Raw genomic sequence first — 23,733 nt, forward strand, 5'->3', positions numbered from 1 at the left:
ATTGACTTTGTCCCAAAAGATTGTTATTATATTTCTAGGAGGATAGACAGATGAAAAAAAAACAAGTGATAAACCTTATTAGATATTTTACAGAGGGCAATACTTCTGGATTTAGAACTGAAGCTTATGAGATAGCTAAAGCATTCGACAAAGCGGGGGATCACCAATTAGCAGAATATATTATAGCAATGCTTTCAGAAAACAATACATTTATTCCACAAGTAAGTGAAGAAAAATTTGAATCACTAAGAAAAATTCAGTTGACAAATTTCAACCCTTTACCACTTCCAGAAGCTATATCTTCAGATGTTATAGGAGTGGTGAACGCCGTGCGACGAAACATTGGGGTAGATAAATTTCTGTTTGAAGGTGCACCTGGGACAGGGAAGACAGAAACAGTAAAGCAGATTGCTCGCTTGCTGCAAAGAGAACTATATGTTGTAGATTTTGAAACTATTATTGATAGTAAACTAGGTCAAACTGCAAAAAATATAGCTAATTTATTTAAAGAAATCAATAGTTTTACACACCCTGAACAAACGCTTATCTTGTTCGATGAAATTGATGCTATTGCATTAAACAGATTAGATAATAATGATCTTAGGGAGATGGGGCGTGCAACTACAGCAATATTAAAAGGGATGGATACGTTGAGAGACGGAATTGTTTTGATTGCAACCACTAATTTATTTAGCGCTTTTGATAAAGCTCTAATTCGAAGATTTGATGCAGTTATTAATTTTAATCGATATAGTCAAGAAGATTTATTGGTGATTGCGGAATCTATGATGTCAACTATTTTGAACGATTCAAAGCATTCTGGTAAAAATGTGAGACTTTTTAAAAAGATAGTTGCGCTTTGTTCCCCTATTCCATATCCTGGGGAGCTTAAGAATACCTTGAAAAGTGCAGTCGCATTCAGTAGTCTAACAGATAAGTTCGACTATTTACGACGATTATTTTCAATTTTTTATAAACCGGTTGACAACACAACCTTAAAAGAGTTGAAAGAATTAGGTTTTACGGTAAGAGAAATCGAAATTTTGACAGGAATATCTAAAAGTCAAACAGCTAGAGAATTAAAGGAGGATTGATATAGATGAATGATCTTTTACAATTGAAAGGGCGTTTTGAGCAACGATCGAGTAGTAGTAAGCCAGGAGCACCCAAACTCTTATCCAATAAAGTTGTGACGATTAATGAGTTAGTGGAGTTAAGAAATCAGCTAGAGTCACTAAGACAATACTGGGAAACTGTTACCTATTTTGAAGGAGCTTTTATAACAATTGTTTATAAAGACATAGTAGCTAAGAGTCGGCGAGCAAAAGAGCTATTAAAGAAGAATAGTCGTACTTTTCCAAATGATCTAATTGTTGGTGCTCGTTATATAGAAGGTGACAAGATACGACATGCCATTACTTACTATGTTGATAACAATACTATTGTTGAAACAATAAATAAATTAGACTTAGCGATAGAAATTCTTGATGAAGAATTTTCCGGCAAGATTACTACAGAAGTAGTTGATGCAATAAATGCTAAGTTGTATCCATATGGAAGTTCTAAGTTATCGAAGACAACATTCTTACAAGTCATTGTTGATGTTAGCTCTATCGCAGAGTTCACTATTCCAGAGGCAAATATTGATTCAGGGCAACTGTCAATTGTTAGTGTGTTTAAAACGGAACTACAAACGTCCGAACTGCTTCGTAGATTGGGCTTAGATATTTCTATCGGTAGAGTAATAGATGATTCAACCATTTTATTAACTCCGGATGAGATTGCCTTAATAATGGAAAAGGCACCTTATCTCATATCTATGGCGACAGTGGATTTATCTCAATTAGATATTCTGGATTTTGATGAGGCAAAATCGAGCCAAATATTGTCAATTCCAAATCCTACCAATGAGCCTATCATCGGTGTTATTGATACTTTATTTGATGAGAGCGTTTATTTTTCGAAATGGGTAAAATATGAAGATAGAGTTGATAGTCAAATTGAAAAAATGTCAAGTGATTATGAGCATGGAACGGGCGTATCATCTATAATTGTTGATGGGGCTTCAATTAATCCGGATCTTGATGATAATTGTGGTCGTTTCAGAGTCAAACATTTTGGTGTTGCTACAAGCAAACAATTTAGTTCCTTTACCATTATGAAACACATAAAAGAGATAGTTGCTGAAAATAGAGAAATTAAAGTTTGGAATTTATCTCTTGGTTCTGCACTTGAAATTCATAAAGATTTTATCTCTCCTGAGGCGGCAATATTGGATAAAATTCAATACGATTATGATGTTATATTTGTTGTTGCTGGAACAAATAAGCCATCAGATTCGAATAGCCCGATGTTAATTGGAGCACCAGCAGACTCAATAAATTCACTTATCGTTAACGCAGTAAATAGGGAAAATATGCCTGCTTCATATTCCAGAATAGGTAAAGTTCTATCTTTCTTTAATAAACCAGATGTTAGTTATTATGGTGGAGATGGTAGAGATAGAATTAGGGTATGTTTCCCTTTAGGAGAAGGTTTTGTTAAGGGAACTTCATTTGCAGCGCCTTGGATTACGAGGAAAATTGCATACCTCATACATAAAGTGGGATTAAGCAGGGAAGTTGCTAAAGCATTAGTGATTGATTCAGCTATATCTTGGAGCCAAAATATGGCATCTTCAAATGTTATAGGTTACGGTGTTGTTCCTCAAGATATTAATGAAGTAATAAATGCAAAAGATGATGAGATAAAATTCATTTTGACTGGGGAATCTCTCAAGTATGATACATATAACCACCAGTTACCAGTTCCTATTGTAAATGGACAACATCCTTTTGTTGCTAAAGCGACACTCTGTTATTTCCCAAAATGTTCCAGAAATCAGGGAGTTGATTATACTAACACAGAATTAGATATTTATTTCGGAAGAATGTTGCCTAATGGTAAAGGTATTAAAACAATAAATGACAATAAGCAAAGTGATAATGTAGCACTCCACGAAGAAGATGCGCGGGAACAATACAGAAAATGGGATAATGTAAAATCAATTATAGAATATGTTAAACCACGTGGACGTGCGAAGAAAGCTTATGATAATGGCTTATGGGGATTCAGTCTCAAGACTAAGGAGAGATTAAATACTGGAGACGGAGAAGGGCTAAAATTTGGAATTGTTGTCACTCTTAAAGAAATCAACGGTATAAACAGGATTGACGACTTTATAAACCAATGCTCAATGCGTGGCTGGTTAGTGCAAAGAATCGATGTGGAAGAACTGATTCAAGTTCACAGTATTGCTGAAGAAGAAATTAGTTTTGATGAGTAACGAGCGTCAAAAGTGTTCCTTTATATTTGGTAAATATTGTAGTATTTTTGTTTGAATCGGTTAGAAATTAAATTAGAAATTATTAAGAAAGTGTGGATAATGAATGGAAAGCTTTACAATTGAATTTGAAGCCGATTCAGATGGCTATTTTACTTATGAGTGTCCATTTTGCGAAGAGCAATTTAAGCTATTGGCTTCCGAGGTGCAAGATAGAGATTTTGAACTCAAGGAACTATTTTGTCCGTATTGCGGATTAGTTGATAATGCGGATAAGTTCTATTCAAAGGAAGTATTAGCCTATATTCAAAATCTCGCCGAAGAATGGATGATTAACACTATAAATAAGAGTTTTGGTTCAATCAAAAGTTCAAAAAATTTTAAGGTTGACTTCAAGAAGATAAAGCATAACTCCATTGCTAAACCATCTGAAATAGACTCCGTTGAGGAAGTATTTACTTGTGAAATGTGCGAAAAACATGAAAAAGTTTTATTCAGTGCAGGAGCTTCAAAAGTTTTCTGTGCTTACTGTGGAGGTGATTTATGATGGAAGAATTACAAAAATATAGGAAAATCAGTTTAGATTTCAGAAGAAATTCATCAAATATGTTGAATACAAAGTATAATGATGGCTTACTATATCTCATCAGATTTAAAGAATTTATTGACAAGAACGATATTATATGTCAAATTTTAGAAGACCTATGGACTGATTTACCGAAAGACTTTAATGAAAAGCTCGTATCGGAAGATAATAATTCAGGATGGAGCAATTTCAGTATTCCCATAGATGAATCGAAACATTTAAAACTTTGCTATGATTATTTGAATAAAATTATAGAAGATGACGTTGATTTAGCAGAATTATCTTGTGCATTTCTTTTAACTTCTTCTAAAAAATTTAATGATAAAATACGAGAGTTTTTGAAGAAAGCGTTCAAACCCTTAGTTGACTATATCAACGATCAATTATCTCAAAAAATAATAGAATTAACCGGAGTAAATCAAGCCATGTCTCAAATTACACAAAATATTGAAAATAATTACGGAACAGCTTCAGCAGTGGGAACTGGAACTATATCATCAATAAATAATGTCTCTACGACGGATATTGAAACTTTAAAAAATCTCTGTTCAAATATTTTGAAAGATTTAACTGGATTAAATATGTTGTCTGAGGATGATAAGGAAGTGATTATTGATGATATTGAAACGATTCAATCGCAAGTCGTTTCCGATAGACCTAAGAAAATAAAGCTTAAGAAAGCGTGGTCTTCAATTCAAAGTTTTCTCCCTAAAATCCCAGCAGGAATACCTGTCACATTACAATTAATAGAACTGGGTGAGAAATTATCCGCACTATTTTTTTAGTACTACAATCTCTTATTGTGGGATATATAAAAATCACGGGCTATTCCGTGATTTTTGTGGTTATAGGATTTGTGGCGATTTGGACTGCTGTCTGGACTGTGCTATAATAGACCTATGAACGATTTGATCAAGCATAAGTTGGAGTTGCTGCCGGACAGTCCGGGTTGCTACCTCCATAAAAACAAGTACGGTAAGATTATCTATGTGGGCAAGGCCAAAAACCTGCGCAATCGGGTGCGGTCATATTTTCGTGGTGCCCATGATACCAAGACAGAAGCCCTGGTGTCAGAGATTGCCGACTTTGAATTCATCGTAACGGATTCTAATATCGAGGCGCTCTTGTTGGAAATCAATCTGATTCAGGAAAACAAGCCTCGCTATAACATCATGCTTAAGGATGACAAGTCCTATCCCTTTATCAAGATTACCAAGGAACGTCATCCACGGCTGCTCATTACACGGCAGATTAAGAAGGATGGCGGTCAGTATTTTGGTCCCTATCCAGATGTGGGTGCGGCCAATCAGACCCTCAAACTATTGGAGCGCCTCTATCCTTTCCGCAAGTGTAAATTGCCTGAGAACAAGTATTGTCTTTATTATCATTTGGGGCAATGTCTGGCTCACGGGGAAGACCTGCCCAGCCTGTCTGACTATGACAAGATGGCCAAGGAAGTGGCCCAGTTCTTGACAGGGCATGATGATAAGATTGTCAAGGAAGTTCAGGACAAGATGAAAGTGGCAGCTGGCAATTTGGAATTTGAAAGAGCTGCGGAATATCGTGATATTCTTCAATCTATTTCAACCCTGCGGACCAAGCAACGGGTGATGGCTCATGATTTGCAGAATCGGGATGTCTTTGGTTACTATGTTGACAAGGGATGGATGTGTGTGCAGGTTTTCTTTGTTCGGCAGGGGAAACTGATTGAGCGGAATGTCAATCTTTTTCCATACTATAATGATGCGGACGAAGATTTTTTGACCTACATAGGTCAGTTTTACAGGGACCAGCAACATTTGATTCCCTCAGAGGTCTTGATACCGCAGGATATTGACCAAGAAGCCGTAGAAGCTCTGGTAGATACCAAGGTCATCAAGCCCCAGCGTGGTGAGAAGAAGCAGCTCATCAATCTGGCAACCAAGAATGCGCGTGTCAGTCTGGAGCAGAAGTTTAATCTTTTGGAAAAAAATCTGGAGAAGACCTACGGTGCTGTGGAGAATATCGGTCAGTTGCTGGGGATTCCGACGCCTGTGCGGATTGAGGCTTTTGATAACTCCAACATCATGGGGACCAGTCCTGTGTCGGCTATGGTGGTCTTTGAAAATGGGGTGCCTAATAAAAAGGAATACCGTAAGTACAAGATTAAGACGGTGGAGGGGCCAGATGACTATGCTTCCATGCGTGAAGTGCTGCAACGCCGTTATAGTCGGGTACTTCGGGACGGTTTGACACCGCCTGATTTGATTATCATTGACGGTGGTCAGGGGCAGGTTAACATTGCCAAGCAGGTCATCGAGCAGGAGTTAGGCATGTCTATACCAATTGCAGGTTTGCAGAAGAATGACAAGCACCAAACCCACGAATTGCTCTTTGGCAATCCGCTGGAAGTGGTGGAGTTGCCACGTAATTCTCAGGAATTTTTCCTCCTGCATCGGATTCAAGATGAGGTTCACCGCTTTGCTATTGAGTTTCATCGTCAGGTTCGGTCAAAAAATTCCTTCTCATCCAAATTGGACGGTATAGAAGGTTTGGGACCAAAACGCAAGCAGGCTCTGATGAAGCATTTCAAGTCTATTGGCAATATCCAGTCAGCCAGCCTGCAAGAAATCGCAGAAGCTGGTGTACCGTATAAGGTGGCGGAAAAGGTCAAGGAAAGCCTTTCTTCAAAGGATGAGATTTGAAAACATTCCCATAATGTGTTAGAATAAACTATCAATGACTAAATAAGGAGAAAGCAATGGCTTTTGGTGAAGAAAAACACAAAAAAACAACATTTGAGAAAGTGACTTTAGTAATCGTTGTCGTGATGGTTGTAGCGACATTGGCTGGCTTGATTTTACCAGCTATTAATGCATTGATGAATTAAGAACCTGTATTTACAGTTCGGCACTTTTATCTAAGGTTGGTTTTTAAGCTGTTCATCGTTAGTTTTTTCAAAATACAGTCAGTATTCTCTCAAAGAACGACCTTGATTAGCTAAAAAACTTCTCTTATATATAAGCACTTCGCTTGTGAATAGAGGTCTAAAACGCTTTTAAGCGTTTTTTTCTAGGAAAGAATAGGGTAAATTATGAGTATGTTTTTAGATACCGCCAAGATTAAGGTCAAGGCAGGTAAGGGAGGCGATGGGATGGTTGCCTTCCGTCGTGAAAAGTATGTACCAAACGGCGGTCCTTGGGGCGGTGATGGTGGTCATGGTGGGAATGTTGTCTTCGTTGTAGATGAAGGCTTGCGGACCTTGATGGACTTCCGTTACAACCGTCGCTTTAAGGCTGATGATGGTGAAAAAGGGATGACCAAAGGTATGCACGGTCGAGGAGCGGAAGATTTAATTGTTCGTGTACCGCAGGGAACAACTGTGCGTGACGCTGATACAGGTAAAATCATTACGGACTTGGTTGAGAATGGGCAGGAATTTGTTATTGCTCATGGTGGTCGTGGTGGTCGAGGAAACATTCGTTTTGCGACACCTAAGAATCCTGCGCCAGAGATTTCTGAAAATGGTGAACCAGGTGAGGAGCGCAACCTTGAATTGGAATTAAAAGTACTAGCTGACGTTGGTCTTGTTGGTTTTCCATCAGTTGGTAAGTCAACGCTTCTTAGCGTGATTACAGCTGCTAAACCAAAGATTGGGGCCTATCACTTTACAACCATTGTTCCTAACTTGGGAATGGTGCGGACCAAGTCAGGCGAGTCATTTGCAGTGGCTGATTTGCCTGGTTTGATTGAAGGTGCTAGTCAAGGCGTGGGACTTGGAACGCAATTCCTCCGTCACATCGAGCGGACACGTGTTATCTTGCATGTTTTGGACATGTCAGCAAGTGAAGGTCGTGATCCTTATGAGGACTATGTAGCCATCAACAATGAATTGGAAACTTATAATCTTCGTTTGATGGAGCGTCCTCAGATTATCGTTGCCAACAAGATGGACATGCCAGAGGCAGAAGAACATCTGGAAGAGTTCAAGAAAAAATTGGCAGCCAACTATGATGAGTTTGAAGAATTGCCACAGATTTTCCCAATTTCTGGTATTGCTCACCAAGGTCTGGAAAATCTACTAGAAGCCACAGCCGAGTTGCTTGAGAAAACGCCAGAATTCTTGCTCTACGACGAATCAGATTTCCAAGAAGAAGAGGCTTACTATGGCTTTAATCCAGATGAACCAGAATTTGCAATCAGTCGTGCAGACGATGCAAGTTGGATTCTATCTGGTGACAAGCTGGAAAAACTCTTCACCATGACCAACTTCGATCGTGACGAATCTGTCATGAAATTTGCTCGCCAGTTACGTGGAATGGGTGTTGATGAAGCCCTCCGTGCGCGTGGTGCCAAAGACGGCGACATCGTCCGTATCGGCAAGTTCGAATTTGAGTTTGTGGACTGATACAGTCTGGGGATAGACTGTATCAGCTGGTCGCCTTGAAATACGAAAGCGACCATGTCTGGGGGACAGTTTTAACCCGAGCCTGAAAACTCGCAAGCGAGGTAAGCAGTTTGACTGGGAGTGGGAAAGAACTCGACTAGTTAAAAAAGAGTTCGTCTTCCCACCCCCGCACAGTTGATTAGATCAGATTTGGAGTGTAAAACACGAACAAATCTGCCAATCAACCACTGCGCTGAGATGTTGACACTAACTCTGAGTAGTAGCCGCTGGGCTTTTTGCCCAGCCTCTAGTCAAACTACGCCAAGTCCTAGGGGATCTTGGCTAGCTACTTTACTAACTTCACCCAAATGGTAGTATCAACCATTTGGGCTCCGTGTCGTAACGTTGGAACTACCTTTAAGTCCTAAAGGACTTGATGTAGTACGGTAGCCGCTATGGTGGACTATTCCGTACAGGCAGTAGTTTCGACTGCCTGTACTCCATGTCGTAACCTGTCCGGTAAGTTAGTCTAGTACGAACTTAGAAATTCTAGAGCAGACTATAGCTTTACAAATTTCATTCAGTTGGTGACAGTCGTTTGTGAGCAATCTAAAAAAATAGTTGGAGGTCTGTATGGGTGATAAGCCAATATCCTTCAAGGATAAAGATGGGAATTTTGTTTCAGCAGCCGATGTTTGGAATGCTGAAAAATTAGAAGAACTCTTTAACAGGCTCAATCCCAATCGCAAATTCCGTTTGGAACGTGAGCGTTTGGCAAGAGAGCAAGAAAAGGAATAAAGTCAAAATCTGCTTGTTGTATCAGAAAACAGGCAGATTTTTTTAAAAATTTATTGACTATTTATTATTGGCTATATGCATAAGAATACAAGATATGGTGCGAATATTTTTGCGGTGTCGGTAATTTTATAGAAATTCTCAAAAGTGAAATTTCTTAAAAAATATGAAAAAACTATGAATATACTGGTTTCTTCTCGAATTGAAGCGGATTCATAATATTTCATAATGTTTTTTTGAGGAATTTTATAATATTACTTGGCATTTAAAGTTATTTGTAGTATAATACCTCGGATGATTGCAGGAGTTTTCAAGGCTTTGATACAAAGAGTAGAAAATTTGTGTAATTAAATTAATATTTATATGGGGGATTTTTTATGCGTAAAGCAAATAAAAAATCATTTGACTGGTACGGTACGAAACAACAATTTTCGATTCGTAAGTATCATTTTGGTGCAGCAAGTGTTTTGCTTGGTGTGTCGTTAGTTTTAGGTGCCGGTACACAGGTTGTTAAAGCTGAAGAAGCTGGTGCTTCATCAGAACCAACTATTGCCAGTAGTGTAGCGCCTGCTTCAACAGAAGCGGTTGCAGAAGAAGTTGGAAAAACAAATGCTGAAGTTATGCCAGCACCGGCTGAAAATACGAGTGCGGTAGCTACGACTTCGACAGAAGTTGAAAAAGCGAAAGCTGTTCTTGAACAGGTAACATCAGAATCACCACTGTTGGTTGATCTTGGTCAAAAAGAGTTGGCTAAAACTGAAGATGCAACTCTTGCGGAAGCTGTAGCGGATGTTCAAGCAAAACTTGCAACAGCTAAGGCAATTTGGGCGGACCCAGCAGCAACTGTTGAGCAAGTTGAAGCGCAAGTCGCAGCGGTTAAAGCAGCCAATGAGGCGTTGGGGAATGCATTGCAAAAATACACTGTAGATGGTCTCTTGACAGCGGCTCTTGATACAGCAGCACTTGATACAACTGCATCAACATTGAAAGTTGGCGATGGCGAAGGTACTCTTCTAGATAGAACGACAACAGCAACACCTTCAATGTCTGATCCAAAAGATGCGGCTATTGCTCCTCATATGCTTATCACTGGTCATGAAGCAACTAAAGAATCTGGTTGGTACACCTTTGCATCATACGATTCAAATCCTACCAAAAAAGATGAGGGAGTTTACATTCGTTACTCATTAGATAACGACCCGTCAACTACGACCGTGATGGCAGAATTAGTGGATAAAAAAGCTGGAAATGTGGTGGAAACTCATACAGTTGATGCGGGAGCAAAAGTTACATTTACATATCCCTCAACAGTTGATGCCTCAAGCCAAAATTTTACCTTGACATATGATGTTTCGGAAGCCGTTGAAGGGGGAAGCCCAGGTAGATTAGATTTTGTTGGACCAGGTTTCATCAACATGGTTATAGTGCCTGCTTATCAAGTCAATACGACTCGTTATGTCACTGAAGATGGGACAGTTCTGGCAACCTATAGCCTACAAACCATTGCAGGTCAAAAAGTTACCTCGTCTAGTGTACGTGATTTTACGGGTTATGATTACGTAAAAACAACGACTAAACCTGTTGCAAGTGTTTATCCAGAAGGTACAGTTGCGAATATTTTTAATAATCATGGGAAAAGCACATTAGGTTATAAAGTTCTTCGAGAGTTTGTTGCGGAAAATAAAACTATCTTGAAGTTTTATCATGTAGATCCAGCTTATACAGGCGAAGTGGACTGGACTGGAACTGATACAAAAGGCTTTATTCATATTTTAAATACATCTCCAGCGGTCTATTACGATGGAAAAACGGATACTTACAATACAAATTCGATTATTATTGCACCACATACCGTTGAAAATGGTGTGATGATTTTTGGTGAAAGTGCTACAAATGATCAAGGTAGTAAGTATCGTGTAATTGCTCAATGGAAAGGTGATGCAACGAGTGGTCCGTATGGAATACTCTATCTTGGTACTCAAGTTTGGACAACTGCAGATACAGGTAGCAAAGAGTACGGTTGGCGTGGTGTATTTGAAAGCTTTACTAATAAGGGGTATGTTCCTGGTGGTGAAGTGTTGACGCTTCGAAATCGTGCGGTAACTACAGCATACGAGACAACTCATATCTACAAAGCAAATTCCAAGTATGGTGATGTTATTGTTGAGTACTACGATACTGACGGAAAACAAATTGTAAATTCAGTTGTGGATACTCCTAAGTCAGAACTTGGTACCCAGTATAATACAGATGCTGACCATAGACCGGATAGATTGGTTGTTGATGGTACAGTCTACTTCTACAAAGAAGTGAAATCTGATTCAGCTAAGACAACCGGTACAGTAGTTGCAGGTACAACAACTGTTAAGTATGTTTACGAAAAAGCTGGTAGCGTTAATGTTAACTTTGTTGATGTCAATGGTAAAGTAATCAAAGCTCCTGTTTCAGATGAAAAAGATGCGAAACCTGGTTATAATTATGATACCGACTTGGATCAGAAATTAGCTTCCATCACTTTTGAAGGCAAGGTGTACAAACTTGTTCCTGCTGGTGATTATCCGGTTGGTAAAGTTGGCAAGGGAAATAACTTGATTGCAGTTGGCAATAATACTGCGAAAGGTATTGACCCAACAACAGGTAAGATTGAAGCTGGTGTTAACAAAGAAGTTACCTATGTCTATAAAGCAGTGACAGGTTCTGTAGTTGTAAATTACAAAGATACAGAAGGTAATGTAATTAAAGATCCAGAAACGGATGTGTCTGATGCACCGGTTGGAGATGCTTATACTACAACTGACAAGAAACCAAACGAAATCGTCACAAAAGATGGGTCACGCTATGTCCTTGTTCCATCTAAGACAGATGGTGAGGAAAATGGTAAAGTTATCGAAGGAACAATCACAGTAACTTATGTTTACCAGAAAGTTGCAAACTGGATTCCAGAGATTCCAAATGTACCAGAGTCAGAGCGTCCAAAAGTACCTTACCCATTTGACCCAACAGAGCCAGATGAGCCAATCGATCCAACGATACCAGGAACAAATGGTGAGATTCCAAATATTCCTTACGTTCCAGGATACACACCGGTTGATCCTAAGGACAACACACCGTTGGAACCAGTTGATCCAAACGATCCAGGTAAGGGATATGTACCACCAACACCAGAAAATCCAGGTGTTGATACACCAATTCCTTATGTTCCAGTTAAGAAAGTCGTAACTAACCACGTTGATGAAGAGGGTAACCCTGTTGCGCCACAAGAAGAGGGAACAAAACCAAACAAATCAATCCCAGGATATGAGTTCACAGGTAAAACTGTTACTGATGAAGATGGCAATACAACTCACATCTACAAGAAAACTCCGGAAGTTAAGAATGGTACAGTTGTTGTTAACTACGTAACAGAAGATGGTACAGTTATCAAGGATCCTGTAACAGATACACCAACTTCCCCAGAAGGCACACCATACGACACTACAGACAACAAACCTAAGACAATCACTTTCAAAGATGAAGAGTATGAATTGGTTCGTGTTGATGGTACAGAAAATGGTAAAGTTGTAGAAGGTGAAACAGTTGTGACTTACGTTTACCGTAAAGTTGAAACACCTGCTAAGAAAGTTGTAACTAACCACGTTGATGAAGAGGGTAACCCTGTTGCGCCACAAGAAGAGGGAACAAAACCAAACAAATCAATCCCAGGATATGAGTTCACAGGTAAAACTGTTACTGACGAAGATGGCAATACAACCCACATCTACAAGAAAACACCAGAAGTTAAGAATGGTACAGTTGTTGTTAACTATGTGACAGAAGATGGCACAGTTATCAAGGCTCCTGTAACAGATACACCAACTTCCCCAGAGGGTACACCATACGACACTACAGACAACAAACCTAAGACAATTACTTTCAAAGATGAAGAGTATGAATTGGTTCGTGTTGATGGTACAGAAAACGGTAAAGTTGTAGAAGGTGAAACAGTTGTGACTTACGTTTACCGTAAAGTTGAAACACCTGCTAAGAAAGTCGTGACTAACCACGTTGATGAAGAAGGTAACCCTATTGCACCGCAAGAAGAGGGAACAAAACCAAACAAATCAATCCCAGGTTATGAGTTCACAGGTAAAACTGTTACTGACGAAGATGGTAATACAACCCACATCTACAAGAAAACACCAGCTAAGAAAGTTGTAACCAACCACGTTGATGAAGAAGGTAACCCTATTGCGCCACAAGAAGAGGGAACAAAACCAAACAAATCAATCCCAGGTTATGAGTTCACAGGTAAAACTGTTACTGACGAAGATGGTAATACAACTCACATCTACAAGAAAACACCTGCTAAGAAAGTTGTGACTAACCACGTTGATGAAGAGGGTAACCCTATTGCGCCAAAAGAGGATGGGTCAACACCAAAACGTCAAATTTCAGGTTACGAGTATGTGCGTACTGTAGTTGATGAAGAAGGTAATACGACACATATTTATCGCAAACTTTCTAATAAACCAACAACACCTGAGAAGGAAACTCCTGCAAAACCTCAAGCAGGTAAAACCGCTTCAGGTAAAGCTCAATTGCCAAATACTGGTGAGGCTTCATCTGTGGCAGGTGCACTTGGTACAGCAATGCTTGTCGCAACGCTTGCGTTTGCAAGAAAACGTCGTCGTAACGAAGATTAGTCAAAATTCTTTATACAGACTTTATTCCCCCATATAGAAAGTATAAGAATTGTACGTAACAGGCAGGATTGCCTTTCCGAAAAAATGAGGCTGGGCAAAAAGTCCAGAGCTACATCTTAGAGTTCGCTCCATTTCCAACCTCCAACAGTCGGTCACTACTCTGACTGTTGGAGCTGTGTGGGGGTGGGAGACGAGCTCTTTTTTTGTTCGGTCGAGTTCTTTCTCACTCCCATTTTTTTGTCTTATTTTGATATACTAGATATAGTATATTCAACGAAAGCATGAGAATTTGATATGAAATTAGTCTATACAGATATTCGCAATCCTCTGACGCAATATTTAACGAATACCGCAGCAGAATTTGCTAAGGAAGGTAAGCGAGTTTTTTACATTGCTCCAAACTCTCTATCCTTTGAGATGGAGCGCAAGGTCTTGGAATACCTGCCTGAACAGGCAACTTTTGATATTATCGTGACCCGTTTTGGGCAATTGGTACGCTATTTGATGATTGATAAGAAAGAAACAGGTCAACCACTGGATGATGTTGGTCTTGCCATGATTTTCTTTCGTGTTCTATCGCAATTTGAAGACGGCGACTTGAAAGTCTATGGTCGTTTACAGACAGATTTTGGGTTCATTAACCAGCTAGTTGCTTTATACAAAGAATTGCAACAGGCAAATATGTCTATTTTGGACTTGGAAGCCATGGAGTCACCAGATAAGCAGGCTGATTTGGTGAAGATTTTTCTGGCTGTAACAGACATTTTGTCCAAAGAAGGCTTTGAGCATCAGTCTAAGTTAGCACAGCTGACTTGCTTGGTGGAAACTGGTCAGTTGGATGAGCAGTTGAAGAACATTGTGCTGGTGGTAGACGGATTTTCTCGTTTTTCGGCAGAAGAAGAAGCTTTAGTAAGTGCTTTAAATGAACGGGTGTCGGAAATCCTGATTGGTGTATATGCCAGCAAGAAAGCTGTGCAAGCCGCCTATGCGGAAGGGAACGTTTATCAAGCCAACGTTGACTTTTTACGTCAGTTATCAGCGCAGTTCCAGACTAAGGCTACTTATATTGGTCAAGAGCCAGTCTTGGACAGTATTGGTAAATTTTCAAAGAATATGGAAGCCTATTATGACTACAGCGGGACCATGATAGACTTGACTCCAGCAGACCAAGAAAAAATCCAACTCTGGGAAGTCGTTAACCAAAAAGAAGAGGTGGAGCAGGTTGCGACCGCCATTCGTCAGCATGTGCATCAAGGGGCTCGCTATAAAGACATCTTGTTGCTCTTGGGTGATGTAGATAGCTACAAGTTGCAGATTGGCAAGATTTTTGACAAGTATGATATTCCTTACTATTTCGGCAAGGCAGAGGAGATGAGTCATCATCCCCTGGTCCACTTTGTGGAGTCCTTGGAACGCTTGCGTCGCTATCGTTTCCGTGCAGAAGACCTGCTCAATCTCCTCAAATCTGGTTTGTACGCCAGCATTTCCCAAAAGGAGCTGGACCTATTTGAGTCTTACATCCTTTTTGCGGATATGAAGGGGCAGGCTGCTTTTTCGAGGGCTTTTTCGGTCAATGGCAGAGCGGACTACGATGTTGAGACTGTCAAGGAGAAGCGACTTGTCTATGATTTGAATGTCTTGGAACCCCTACGTGCTAAGATTATGGAGCCTTTGAACCAGCTGTTTAAGGCTGGACCACAATCTGGAACTGCCTTGCTTGAGAAATTTATGGCATTTTTGGAGGCAATTGAGCTTCCTAAAAATATGGAAAATATGTCTCGAAATTTGAGTGAAGTAGAGCAAGAAAAAGAAGAACAGGTCTGGAAAAGTTTTACCCATATTCTAGAGAATTTTCATCAGATTTTCGGAAAAGAAAAATTGAAAATGGATGACTTTCTGGCTATTTTACAGGCTGGTATGCAGGCCAGTCACTATCGTACCGTTCCTGCAACGGTTGATGTGGTCAATGTCAAATCCTATGATTTGATCGAGCCGCACACTGCTAAGTATGTTTATGCTATCGGAATGGGCCAGTCCAATTTTCCAAAAGTTGCTAAGAATACCAGTCTATTGACAGAAGAAGAGATGGAAAAAGTCAATCTTGTCTCGGCTAGTTCTTCACGTTTTGATTTGGTCAGCCGAGAGAATATCAAGAAGAACCATGCTGCCATGATGTCTCTGTTTAATGCTGCGACGGAACAGTTAGTTATTTCAACTCCTCAGATTTATAACGAAGGCGAAGATAGTCTCTCCCCTTATATCAAGATTCTCCAAAAAATGGGGCTGAAATCCGAAGAACATGGTCGGATTAAAACACTTAGTCCGCAAGACATCGGTCACTACAAGAGTCTCTTATCCCGTTTGATTGAGTCAGAAAGACCATCTCTTGATAATGAAGAATGGGAAGGGCAGACGGCCTTCTGGACAGTCTTGGTTCGCCATTTGAAGAAGAAATTGGAGTCGCAAGGCATTGAAATTCCGACCATTACTGGCGAAATAACTTCTAAAAAACTTGCAGCTGATACCTTGGCTGCTCTCTATCCAGAGGATAAGCCGCTCAATCTTTCTGCATCCAGCTTGACCAATTTCTACAATAACCAATATCTTTACTTTATCCGCAATGTTCTTCGCTTGCGGGAACAGGAATCCATCCATCCGACTGCCTTTCAGCATGGTTTGTTTTTGCATCGGATTTTTGAACGAGTGGTCATGGACCAGTCTGATCTAGATTTTGATCAAAAAGTGGACAAGGCTATCCTGCATACGCGTGACGAGGCAGAATTTGCTATGTTTTATAGACAAGATGCAGATGCTCGCTATACGGAGGAGGTGCTGGATAAGATTGCTCGTTCCAGTGCGACTATTTTGCGGGATAATGATTTGGTTGAAATTGATGGTCAGGAAAAGAGTTTCCGTCAGGATAAGGCGCTGGTTTTTGACCTTCAAAATGGCAAGAGTGTGCATGTAAATGGTACAATTGACCGCTTGGATACCTTGCAAATCAATCAGGCTGTCGGTGTTGTGGATTACAAGTCCAGCGACCAATCTTTTTCAGTTGGGGATTTTTACAATGGTCTCAAACCTCAGTTGGTGACCTACTTGGCAGCCTTACAAGAGCTGGATGAAACCAAGGATAAACCTGTTTTTGGGGCTATGTATTTGCATTTGCAGGATCCGATTATCAAATTAAAGGATACGAAGAATTTAGAACAGCTAGAAGGAGCTGCCAATACTAGCTTGGTTTACAAGGGGCTTTTCTTGAAGGAGGGAAGTCTGGGGCTCAATCATTTTTATCAGACTCGTAACCAACTCTACACGGAAGATGAGTTTGCGGTTTTATTGAACCACAACCAAGAACTCTACAAACAAGCTACCAAGGACATCCTGGCTGGTCGCTTTGCTATTAACCCTTATACCAAAGATGGTCGCTCGGTGGCAGGTGAGCAGTTGAAGGCAATCACTGGCTTTGAGGCGGATCGGCACATGGGCATGGCACGGCGGTTGGTCAAAGAGGCCAAGCGTCAAGATTGGATGGAACGAATGAAAGGAGGTCAGGACTAATGGCTTTTGAAGAATTTTTAAGCGCGGAAAAAATCAAGGCTGTGCAGCTGGCGGAAGCCAATTCTGATAAGCAACAAAAACGCACACCTGAGCAGATTGAAGCCATCTACACGCACGATCAGAATGTTCTGGTCTCTGCATCGGCTGGGTCAGGCAAGACCTTTGTCATGGTTCAACGGATTTTGGATAAGTTGAAGCGTGGTGTGGGAATCGACCAGCTTTTTATCTCGACCTTTACAGTCAAAGCGGCTGGTGAGTTGAAGGAGCGGATTGAGAAAAATCTCAACGAAACCATTGCGGAGACGACCGATATGGAATTGCGTCGGCATTTGTCTGCCCAGTTGGCGGATTTGACCAAGGCGGATATTGGGACCATGGACTCCTTTACGCAGAAATTGGTCACAACCTATGGTTATAGCCTTGGTATTTCTCCGCAGTTTCGGATTTTACAGGATGAGACTGAAAAAGCAAGTCTGAAAAAAGAGGTTTTCGATCAGCTTTTTGCAGATTATCTTGAACAGGATGAAAATGGTGCATTCCGCAAACTGGTTCGCAATTTTTCAGGTAACCGCAAGGATAATAGTAGTTTCCGTCAGGTTGTTTATCAGGTGCATGATTTTAGCCAATCGACGAGCAATCCAACTAAATGGCTGAAAGAGCAGGCTGTTCAAGCTGATTTGTACAGTCAAGAGCGTATAGAGCAGATCTTAGAGCAAGGCTTTAAAGAAAAAGTATTAGACAAACTCTATCAAGCTGCAGATTTCTTCCGCTACCATGTGGAATGGGGCAGAAATGACTTTGGTTCCGCCAAGTATTTTGCCAATGTGGAAGAAGTCTTGGATTTGTTGACAGGTTTAGATAGTCTGGACCAGAAGGACTTGATGGAACGGGTTGAAAGAATCCTTCTCATCAATGACCAGTCCAGAGGAAAAGGCCTGACCAATGTCAATCGACCAAAAGATGAGCATTTGATAGCCTTTAAAGAAGAATACAATGCTGGCAAGAGCCAGATTATCTCAGGACTACGGGATTTGGGTCAGGAAGTCTATGAATTGACCTTGCTGAAAGATTATCAGGTTCAAGCTTTGCCACTGCTTGTATTATTACGTGATTTTGTCCTAGACTTTTCACAGGCTTATCTGGATGTCAAAATCAAGGAAGCAGCTTTTGAATTTGGCGATATTGGGCATTTCGCTATTCGCATTTTAGAAGAAAATGCGGACATCCGCCAGTTTTTCCAAGAAAAATACCACGAAGTCATGGTGGACGAGTACCAGGATAACAACCATAGCCAAGAGCGAATGCTGGACCTGCTGTCTAACGGTCACAACCGCTTTATGGTGGGCGACATTAAGCAGTCCATCTATCGATTCCGTCAGGCGGATCCGATGATTTTTCAAGAGAAATTTGAACTGTACCAGGCAAATCCTCAGGCTGGAAAATTGATTTTGCTCAAGGAAAACTTCCGTAGTCAGATTGAGGTCTTGGAGGCAACAAATGCTATTTTCACGCGCCTGATGGACCGTCAAGTAGGGGAAATCAAGTATGACGACACCCACAGTCTAGTGGCTGGTAGTCCTGGTCAAAAAATTGCCCAGCCCAAGCATGAGATGGAATACTTGATTTACGACCAGCAGGATAGTGCACCTTCTTCAACGGATGCTGAGGAGGAAACTCCTCTGACTGCTGGTGAAATTGAGGTCGTTGCAAAAGAGATTATTCGTCTTCACAATGAAGAAGGAGCAGACTTCAAGGACATCACTCTCTTGGTACAAAAACGGACGCACAATGACCTCATTATGTCCATTTTTGAAAAACATGGGATTCCTATTGTGGCAGATGGCGGAGCAGCCTCCTATCTGCAATCTTTAGAAGTCATGATCATGCTGGATACCTTGCGGGTTATCAATAATCCACTCAATGACTATGCCTTGGTTGCCCTGTTAAAATCGCCTATGTTCCGATTCGATGAGGATGAACTGACACGGATTTCCTTGCAGGCTGGGACAGGTTTCTTTTACCAGAAAATGGAATTAGCCCAACAAGTAAGTGGACAACATCCTGAACTTATGTCAGGAGAGTTGAAGAAGAAAATTACGGATTTCTTGTCTATTTTGGAAAACTGGCGTGCCTTTGCTAAACTGCACTCTATTTATGACTTGATCTGGAAGATTTTCAATGAAAAATTCTACTATGACTATGTCGGCGCTCTTCCAAATGGCAGCAAGCGTCAGGCCAATCTATATGCACTAGGTCTGCGTGCCAACCAATTTGAAAAAACAGGCTACAAGGGCTTGTCCCGCTTCATCGCCATGATTGACCGTGCCTTAGCAAATGATAAGGATTTGGCAGATGTACAAGAGTTTCTACCGCAAAATGCTGTACAACTTATGACCATTCACAAGTCAAAAGGTTTGGAGTTCAAATATGTCTTCCTCATGAATATCGATAAGCGATTCAACTTGGAAGACCATTACCAATCAGTCATCATCAGCCGGAAAAATGGTCTGGGTATCCAATATTTAGCGGATATGAAAGATAAGGTAAATAGCCCATTGCCTCAGGTACGAGTCTTAATGAACACCCTTCCTTATCAAAAGAATCTCCAAGAACTAAAAATTGCCAATCTTTCAGAACAAATGCGGTTGCTCTATGTCGCATTAACGCGTGCTGAGAAGAAGCTGTATCTGGTTGGAAAGGGCAATGCTGACAAGTTAGCTGAAAAATACGATGGCAAGAAGGAAGATGGCGTACTTGCCCAATCAACACGTGAAAGTATGGCGACCTTCCAAGACTGGATTTTAGCCATTGATGAGGCCTTCTCAGGAGAAGACTTGCACTTCAAAAAAGTTTTTGTGACGGACGAGGATTTGACAGAGGAGAAGATTGGTAAACTTACATTGAAGAATAAGCTAGAAGACGCCAGCCTTAAAGATATTCGTCAATCAGAAGACATTGCCCAAGCCTTGGACCAATTATCTTCTGTCCAAGAGTTGAATACCCGCTATAAGGCTGCGATTGAATTACCAAGTTTACGCACTCCAAGTCAAATCAAGAAACTCTATGAGCCTGTCTTGGAACAAGAAGGCATGGAAGTTATGGAAAAATACCTGCCAAAACGGACCTTCAACTTGCCAGATTTTTCCAAGAAACCAAAAATCACTGGAGCCCAAGTCGGTTCAGCAATCCATGAACTCATGCAACGCTTGGATCTGTCTTGGTTGGTGACAGAAGATACGGTAAGAGAAGCCCTAGAAACTGTTCATGCTGAGCAAGCGGTTAAAGACAAAATCAATGTTCAAATGATTTTGGATTTCTTTGATACAGACTTAGGAAGAGAAATTCTAGCCAATACGGACAAACTCCACAGAGAAGCTCCATTTGCAAGTTTGCAGACTGATTCTGTATCGCAGGAACAATTTGTCCTTCGTGGGATTATCGATGGCTACCTGCTATATGATGATCATATTGTCCTCTTTGATTATAAGACAGACAAATATGACCAACCAATCCAACTCAGCCAACGTTACCAAGCTCAAATGCAACTCTATGCCGAGGCATTGAAAAAAGCCTACAAGATAGATCGTGTAGACTGTCATTTGATTTTGCTTGGTGGGGAAAGGATTGAAGTGGTAGAAGTCAATACAAATTAAAAGCGAGTGGTTAAACTCGCTTTTTCTGTTTGGTTAGATTGAGTCCGAATGGGACAAGGTTCTCTTCTTTTTTCAAAATCCGCTGGATATTTTCCTTGTGGCGGATAATGACAAATAGGCCCAAAAAGACGATGATGATGGTAAAGAGCCAGTCGTAGCTTGGCAGGATGATTCCTATTGCTGGAAATAGCAGAGCTCCTAAGATTGCTAAAGCAGCAGCCAATACGCTGGAGAAGGAAACCATCGAAGTGAGGTAAAGAGAAGTCACAAAAATGATGACTAGATAGAGGCAAAAAGCAGGTGCGACGCCCAGAAGCATACCAGCAGATGTTGCAACCGCCTTTCCACCTTTGAATTGGGCAAAGATAGGGAAAGTGTGTCCCAGTACAGCCATTAGCCCAAATACAATCGGAGAAATTCCTTGGGCATGAAAGATCAGCGGAAGCAAGGCTGCCACAGTTCCCTTGAGAAAATCAATTACAAATACAATCGTACCAGCCTTTGGACCTAAAATACGGAATGTGTTGGTTGTTCCAGTATTTCCCGAACCATGTTCACGAATGTTGATATTGAAAAAAGTTTGACCTATCCAAAGTCCTGACGGGATAGATCCCAATAAATATGCAATAAATAGTAAAATAAGATTGACTAACATGTTTTCATTATAGCATATTTTCATCTAATTTAGTCCAAAATCTTATTTTATGAGCTGTCTCAGCCGATAGGTAGCAGAAATATTTTGCAAAAATGCTAAAAAACTTGTAATATAGAAAGGATGATAAGTATGGAGGTCAATTTTGGCTAAGAAAGAGATTGATATAAATAATTACAATGATGATGCCATTCAGGTATTGGAAGGGCTGGATGCCGTTCGCAAACGCCCTGGTATGTACATCGGCTCCACAGACGGAAACGGCTTGCACCACATGGTCTGGGAGATTGTCGACAACGCTGTCGATGAGGCTCTCTCAGGATTTGGTGATCGGATTGACGTGACTATTAACAAGGACGGTAGCCTGTCTGTGTCTGACCGTGGACGCGGTATGCCTGTCGGTATGCATGCAACAGGCAAGCCAACAGTCGAAGTCATCTTCACCGTTCTACACGCAGGTGGTAAGTTCGGTCAAGGTGGCTACAAGACTTCAGGTGGTCTTCACGGGGTTGGTTCTTCGGTGGTCAATGCCCTGTCCAGCTGGTTGGAAGTTGAGATTACCCGTGACAGTGCTGTTTACAAACAACGGTTTGAGCAGGGCGGAAAGCCAGTTACGACTTTAGAGAAGATTGGTACCGCTCCAAAATCAAAAACAGGTACAAAAGTTACCTTTATGCCTGATGATACCATTTTCTCAACGACTGATTTCAAGTTTAATACTATTGCCGAACGCCTGAAAGAATCAGCCTTCTTGCTCAAACAAGTCACCATGACCTTGACAGATGAGCGGACGGGTGAGCAGGAAGAGTATCACTATGAAAATGGCGTCCAGGACTTTGTATCCTACCTCAACGAAGACAAGGAAACTCTGACACCAGTCCTCTATTTTGAAGGGGAAGATGCAGGATTCCAGGTCCAAGTGGCTATGCAGTACAATGACGGCTATTCAGACAACATCCTGTCTTTCGTTAACAACGTTCGGACTAAGGATGGCGGTACCCATGAAACAGGTCTCAAACTAGCTATTACCAAGGCCATGAACGACTATGCTCGTAAGACCAACTTGCTCAAGGAAAAGGACAAGAATTTGGAAGGCTCTGACTACCGTGAAGGTTTGTCTGCGGTCCTTTCTATCCTTGTACCAGAAGAGCATTTGCAGTTCGAAGGACAGACCAAGGACAAGTTGGGAAGCCCACTTGCTCGTCCTGTGGTGGACGGCATTGTATCGGATAAATTAACCTTCTTCCTTTTGGAAAATGGCGAGCTAGCATCTAATCTAGTTCGCAAGGCCATTAAGGCCCGTGACGCTCGCGAGGCTGCGCGTAAGGCGCGTGACGAATCCCGAAATGGCAAGAAAAACAAGAAGGATAAGGGCCTCCTATCAGGAAAATTAACTCCAGCCCAGTCCAAAAATCCAGCCAAAAACGAACTCTATCTGGTCGAGGGAGATTCGGCCGGAGGCTCTGCCAAACAGGGGCGTGACCGTAAGTTCCAAGCCATTCTACCTTTGCGTGGTAAGGTTATCAATACCGCCAAGGCAAAAATGGCGGACATCCTCAAAAACGAAGAAATCAACACCATGATTTATACCATCGGTGCAGGTGTTGGGTCAGATTTTACTATCGAAGATGTCAACTATGACAAGATTATTATCATGACCGATGCGGATACGGACGGTGCCCACATTCAGACCCTCTTGCTGACCTTCTTCTATCGCTATATGCGACCATTGGTAGAAGCAGGACGAGTTTACATTGCCCTTCCGCCACTTTATAAGATGTCAAAAGGCAAGGGCAAGACAGAAAAGATTGCTTATGCTTGGTCTGACGGAGAATTAGAAGATCTCCGCAAGGATTTTGGCAAGGGCTTTATCCTCCAACGCTACAAGGGACTTGGTGAGATGAATGCCGATCAGCTCTGGGAAACAACCATGAACCCTGAAACCCGTACCCTTATCCGCGTCACCATTGAAGACCTAGCCCGTGCTGAACGCCGTGTATCCGTCCTCATGGGCGACAAGGTCGAGCCACGCCGCAAGTGGATTGAGGACAATGTCAAGTTTACCTTGGAGGAAGCGACAGCTTTTACTAAATAATCTCAGGGAAGTTGAGGTGCC

Annotated in this window: 13 protein-coding genes; 12 read left to right on the top strand and 1 reads right to left on the bottom strand. The window is 41.2% G+C overall.

Annotated features, from left to right (window positions below; translation table 11 throughout):
- The first annotated feature begins 50 nt into the window (after nt 1–50).
- The 11 genes from ODU50_RS00385 to addA all read left to right on the top strand — a co-directional run bounded on the left by ODU50_RS00385 (nt 51) and on the right by addA (nt 20,965).
- Nucleotides 51–1,094: an ATP-binding protein gene (locus ODU50_RS00385; RefSeq protein WP_105153305.1), complete on the top strand. Its 1,044-nt coding sequence runs from the start codon at nt 51–53 to the stop codon at nt 1,092–1,094.
- 5 nt (nt 1,095–1,099) lie between these two features.
- Entirely contained in the window at nt 1,100–3,325 is a 2,226-nt protein-coding gene (locus tag ODU50_RS00390; RefSeq protein WP_105153306.1) for a S8 family peptidase, read from the top strand.
- A 103-nt stretch (nt 3,326–3,428) separates the two neighbouring features.
- Nucleotides 3,429–3,869 carry a hypothetical protein gene (locus tag ODU50_RS00395; protein ID WP_105106152.1) on the top strand — a complete coding sequence of 147 codons (441 nt, stop codon included), beginning with the start codon at nt 3,429–3,431 and terminating at the stop codon, nt 3,867–3,869.
- Nucleotides 3,866–4,693: a hypothetical protein gene (locus ODU50_RS00400; protein ID WP_044679453.1), complete on the top strand. Its 828-nt coding sequence runs from the start codon at nt 3,866–3,868 to the stop codon at nt 4,691–4,693. The genes ODU50_RS00395 and ODU50_RS00400 overlap by 4 nt, the downstream gene beginning before the upstream one ends.
- Before the next feature lie 114 nt (nt 4,694–4,807).
- On the top strand, nt 4,808–6,592 hold the full coding sequence (uvrC, locus tag ODU50_RS00405) for an excinuclease ABC subunit UvrC (RefSeq protein ID WP_205014510.1): 1,785 nt from the start codon (nt 4,808–4,810) through the stop codon (nt 6,590–6,592).
- Between the two features lie 56 nt (nt 6,593–6,648).
- Complete coding sequence (locus ODU50_RS00410) at nt 6,649–6,777, top strand: DUF4044 domain-containing protein (protein ID WP_002935474.1); 129 nt, start codon at nt 6,649–6,651, stop codon at nt 6,775–6,777.
- 204 nt (nt 6,778–6,981) lie between these two features.
- Nucleotides 6,982–8,295, top strand: a complete 1,314-nt coding sequence (gene obgE / locus ODU50_RS00415; protein WP_105179441.1) for a GTPase ObgE — start codon at nt 6,982–6,984, stop codon at nt 8,293–8,295.
- A 612-nt stretch (nt 8,296–8,907) separates the two neighbouring features.
- Nucleotides 8,908–9,072 (top strand): hypothetical protein, encoded by a 165-nt coding sequence (locus tag ODU50_RS00420; protein WP_024393955.1) that lies wholly within the window; start codon nt 8,908–8,910, stop codon nt 9,070–9,072.
- Nucleotides 9,073–9,446: 374 nt separating this feature from the next.
- Nucleotides 9,447–13,751 carry a MucBP domain-containing protein gene (locus tag ODU50_RS00425; protein ID WP_398581249.1) on the top strand — a complete coding sequence of 1,435 codons (4,305 nt, stop codon included), beginning with the start codon at nt 9,447–9,449 and terminating at the stop codon, nt 13,749–13,751.
- A 294-nt stretch (nt 13,752–14,045) separates the two neighbouring features.
- Entirely contained in the window at nt 14,046–17,312 is a 3,267-nt protein-coding gene (gene rexB, locus ODU50_RS00430; RefSeq protein WP_398581250.1) for an ATP-dependent nuclease subunit B, read from the top strand.
- The gene (gene addA, locus ODU50_RS00435; protein ID WP_398581251.1) at nt 17,312–20,965 is read left to right on the top strand and encodes a helicase-exonuclease AddAB subunit AddA; all 3,654 of its coding nucleotides are present in this window, start codon (nt 17,312–17,314) and stop codon (nt 20,963–20,965) included. Before rexB ends, addA begins: the two co-directional genes overlap by 1 nt.
- Nucleotides 20,966–20,975: 10 nt before the next feature.
- Here the strand turns inward: addA and plsY are convergent, their stop codons facing one another.
- On the bottom strand, nt 20,976–21,620 hold the full coding sequence (gene plsY, locus ODU50_RS00440; RefSeq protein WP_398581252.1) for a glycerol-3-phosphate 1-O-acyltransferase PlsY: 645 nt from the start codon (nt 21,618–21,620) through the stop codon (nt 20,976–20,978).
- 142 nt (nt 21,621–21,762) lie between these two features.
- On the opposite strand from plsY, the gene parE reads away from it, so the two are divergent.
- On the top strand, nt 21,763–23,712 hold the full coding sequence (gene parE, locus ODU50_RS00445; RefSeq protein WP_398581253.1) for a DNA topoisomerase IV subunit B: 1,950 nt from the start codon (nt 21,763–21,765) through the stop codon (nt 23,710–23,712).
- The last annotated feature ends 21 nt before the right edge of the window (nt 23,713–23,733 follow it).

It is taken from the genome of Streptococcus sp. 2020WUSS084, assembly GCF_044427445.1.
Taxonomy (GTDB): domain Bacteria; phylum Bacillota; class Bacilli; order Lactobacillales; family Streptococcaceae; genus Streptococcus; species Streptococcus suis.